3 protein-coding genes and 1 pseudogene are annotated in these 4,034 nt (G+C 52.2%); 2 read left to right on the forward strand and 2 right to left on the reverse strand.

All coding sequences use genetic code 11. The annotated features are described in order from the left end of the window. Both IGW03_RS38615 and IGW03_RS37180 read left to right on the forward strand, forming a co-directional pair. On the forward strand, positions 1-185 hold a 185-nt coding region (locus tag IGW03_RS38615), incomplete at its 5' end, for a hypothetical protein (protein WP_228536346.1). A 369-nt stretch (positions 186-554) separates the two neighbouring features. Next, a complete protein-coding gene (locus IGW03_RS37180) occupies positions 555-1,829 on the forward strand; it encodes a ferritin-like domain-containing protein (protein ID WP_194727406.1) in 1,275 nt (424 codons plus the stop codon). 57 nt (positions 1,830-1,886) lie between these two features. Here the strand turns inward: IGW03_RS37180 and IGW03_RS37185 are convergent, their stop codons facing one another. Beyond that, a complete protein-coding gene (locus IGW03_RS37185; RefSeq protein WP_194727407.1) occupies positions 1,887-2,429 on the reverse strand; it encodes a hemerythrin domain-containing protein in 543 nt (180 codons plus the stop codon). Positions 2,430-3,442: 1,013 nt separating this feature from the next. Beyond that, positions 3,443-3,556, reverse strand: a pseudogene (locus IGW03_RS37190) (IS66 family transposase); the annotation flags it as partial. Positions 3,557-4,034: the final 478 nt, after the last annotated feature.

Below are 4,034 nucleotides of genomic sequence, written 5' to 3' on the forward strand. Positions count from 1 at the left end.
ATTCGACCGGAAACGGCGGCGGTGCTTTCTGTTTTTTAGGCTTCTTGGTGGTCATTACGTCAGTCATGGAACATCCCTTTCGGCATTATTTCATGACCCCGCTTTACACAGAAATCCTGACAGGCTCCCGCAATGACCTTTTTGGCTCGACGATCTTCATTGCCACGACGTTCTTGAGCAGATGAGATTACTTCGCTCCTAGAAGTGCTCTGCGATGCATCAGCTAGCTTCTTCCAATTGAGCATTTGTGTCAGCCTTCGGTCTTTCCCACTACGTCGTTCCACACTTGGACCCTAATCTGTTAAGCCACTACACGATCGTGAAGCTGCTACACGACTCATCCTTGCAGAAGTTGGACTATTTATGATGCGGCGCATCAAAAGCTCAAACGATATGCAATAAAGGTGACAAAAGCACATCGGATTAACGTGAATATGTACAGTTAGGCAACATGGCGTCAGCATGCCGCGGTATTCCGTCTTGTCTTATCCCGCTTCAATACGTAGGAGCCGCTACTTTGAGACGATATGCCGTAGCCATTCTTCGGAGATGATGTGTCTGATCCAGCGGTAGACAATCGGTCTGTGCGGGTAAACGACCGTGAACAATTAATCTTTCTGCTGTCTGAGGCGGCCGAGATTGAACATGGATTGATGTGCTCTTACCTGTATGCCGCGTGGAGCCTGAAACAGTCCCAGGAAGAAGGGTTGAGTGATAGTCAGCTCGCTGCCGTGAATCGCTGGCGTAGCATCATTACAGGGGTGGCCATGGAAGAGATGCTACATCTCGCCCTGGTCAGCAATCTATTGATGAGCCTGGGGTCGCCCCCACATTTCTCGCGACCAAACTTTCCTATTCCAGTCGGCTACCATCCGTCGAGCATCGTGGCGCGACTAACGCCTTTTACCCGGGAGACTGCAGACCACTTCGTTTACCTTGAGCGACCTGAGGGCGTCTTCCTGCCGCAGGTAGCGGGTTTCGAATCTGTTGATTATGAACGCCGCGAACCTGTCGTTCGGCTCACACCTACCGCAGAAGACTTTGACACAGTTAGCCATCTCTATCGTGGAATCGAGGATGGATTCCGTCTGCTTGCCGAAAGATTAGGGGAAACAAAACTGTTCGTCGGCGATCCGGCATGCCAGCTGGACCCGTCCATGCTTACTTTTGACGGGCTGATTGCGGTAACCGACCTGGACAGTGCAATTGCAGCAATCTCTATCATCGTCGAGCAAGGTGAAGGGGGCCGTCACGATGGCGAAAAGTCGCACTTTTCGCATTTTCGTAAAGTTCGGGACGATTACGATACGTTTTTAGCGCAGGATACCGGCTTTAGGCCTTATCGTGATGTCGTCAGCGATCCCCTCATGTTCTCTCCAATCGATGGCGATCCCCATAGGCACATCTCGGGCGAGGCGGCATCAAAAGTGCTCGATATCGCCAACGCTGCCTATGGCCTCATGCTGCGTTTGCTGGCAAGTGGCTTTTCGCTATCCAGTACACCAGACGACCGAACGTTAATTGAAGACAAGCGCACAGAGATAGAGAGCGCAATTGCAGTCATGGGAATTGTGAAATCTTTGGCGATCCAGCTCACTAAGCTGCCTGCAAACGATGGCACGGAAAAGGCCGGGATGACCTTTCATCTGCCACGCTCCACGCTGGCCCTGCCGGATCGATCGTCAGGCAAGGCGCTACTGGCCGAACGGGCCCGGGAAATTGCTGCAACCCTGGAAAGCCTGACACAAGTCATACCCGAATTGAATCAGGGTTTAGCGAGGAGGCTGGAATCTGTGGCCGCGGCACTGACCTGCCGGATAGCGTCTTAAAGTAGGGAAAATGCGGGCGTTACCGGAGGTTCACCGTGAAGCCGCCCGCATAGGTTGTCAGCCTTGTTCCGCCAATTCACGCAGTAAAGCACGTTTACGGGTGGCCATCTTCTTGCCGAGCTTTTCCATATCGACTTTTGCCTTACGCGCTTTCTTGAACATTTCGTTCTGTTCTTCTTCGACATGGTGATCGACATACTCGCCCAGCACGGTAACTTTGGCATCGTAATAGGCGTCCGAGGCTGGCATCGTTTGAATTTGTTTGATTAAGTCTTTCGCGCTTGCGTGCTCGATTTCCGCCTCGTTCATGAGGTCCCGATCGTCGATCGCTTTGCGGACAACCGGATAAAAGATTTCCTCTTCAATCTGGGTGTGGACGGTCAGCTCCGTACAGATGGTCTGAACGAGCGCCTGCTTGTCGGCTTCGCTGCCTTTTTCCTTCAGCTTGTCAAAATCTTTGAAAAGCTTCTTTACCTTTTTATGGTCTTCCTTAAGTAACGCGATCGCGTCATAGACTTTGGCGGGCTTGGTGGCCGACTTAGCCGCAGCCTTGGAAGCTGCAGCGGTCTTCGGCGTAGCTGAGGTAGTTGTTGCGCGCATCGTTGTTCCCCTGTTTTGTTGATTGTCGTGTTGATCTGGAATCTTACGATTTTGCAATACCGAGAATATCGATTTACGCAGACTTAACTAAGTCGGGAAACATTTCGACGCATTACTGAACCATCCGTTGATTAATATCATCGACGCAAGGCGGAGGCTGCCAAGTCCGATCGATATATAACAAACAGCGACGTACATTAAGGCATACAAACCAATCGCTGCGAAAGGCAACCGTTGAGCCTGAAATCCTTTTATGGTTCATATATCTGCCAATATGCGCGCTGACCATACTAATGTCGAGCGCGTACCTGCAGCCGTCGTGAAAGTCACCCCTTGCGTATTACTGTGGAATGCCGGTGCCCAAAGTAATACGTAACAGTGCGTCGTTGAAAGGCAGTAGGGCAGTTATGCATGATTAAGCGCAGACATGATAACTTATCCTGTCCGTCACATGGATAATCGGCGCACCTCCTCGATGCTCAGAAGGGATGGAAATGCAGAAAAGAGTACCTGGGAAGCGCAGGCGATACGTTTTAGCAATGGCAGGGGAAGCTTCAGGCAGAGCCACCGCCATCCAATGCGGCGCTGGAGCAGTACATTTGCGCCAATTCAAGCAGCCCTTGCACCTTTGCAAAGCCGCCTGAGTTGGTTCTGGTACGGTACAGCCATGACGAAATAACGATTCGAATGAGTTTACTGTTGATCGCTGCAAGCTACCTAACATTCTGCGTAGCCTCGTGTGACAGTCCGCCGGAGTGCTTTTTCGCTCGGTGAGCAAGCGATGCAAATCGCGCAAAGCTGCGGCACTTACCCTTGGTTGCCCTGCTTCCATACCTGCACAGACAATAGGGTCCAGCATCCAGGCGGCAATCGTTGTAATCATGCCGGGGCTAACCTCGACATGGACAACCGGTCCCTTATTGCGTTGCTCGCAATCCCGAACCCGGACGCGACGCCCATAGAGCGGGTGCCATCGATAATGGATTTCCACTTCTTGCCCGACATGGGCAGAATGAACGGGCACTCGCAATCGGCCGGATCTGGTTCTCGACCCAGTTGTTGTCGATGGGAATGGCGCCATCCTCCAGGTAGCGCGTGAGCGCGTCCCAGCGGTGGAGGCTGTAATCGGGGTCGTCTCAGAAAACGGAAAATAAAGCACGCTAAGCCCTTGCCTGACATCTAGGCCTAGTGGGAGCGAAGCTGCGATTTCACGACATATAAGTTGTTGCTAATTTTCTCAAGAAAATTCCGATTGGCTTCAGGGGGTCGTCTCAGAAAACGGAAAATAAAGCACACTAAGCCCTTACCTGGTATCTACCTGGGCGACGGCGTAGCTCAATACCAGCTAAGTTTGCCTGCGTATTGGCCATTGCGGGATGGATCGCGGGCAGACCGTCGGAGACCGCCTTGTTCGTAGCGGACAAGGCATGCTCACCCGTGTCGCACATCGATTCGGCGGCGACATTCGCCAACGCCGTTGGAGCAGCCCCCATTTCAATCGGACATCGTGCTTTTCATAACGCCTAGGAATAGACCTAGGCATATGACTATGTCTTGGAGTAGAAATGGAAAGTATCGAGGTCGTAACCAGCGTCCAGCGCCGCA

Origin of the sequence: Noviherbaspirillum malthae (assembly GCF_015352985.1) — a bacterium.
Classification (GTDB): Bacteria; Pseudomonadota; Gammaproteobacteria; order Burkholderiales; family Burkholderiaceae_D; genus Noviherbaspirillum; species Noviherbaspirillum malthae.

Excerpts from the sequence above, each read along its gene's own strand:
- IGW03_RS37185 (WP_194727407.1), bottom strand. The coding sequence starts at position 2,429 with ATGCGCGCAACAACTACCTCAGCTACGCCGAAGACCGCTGCAGCTTCC.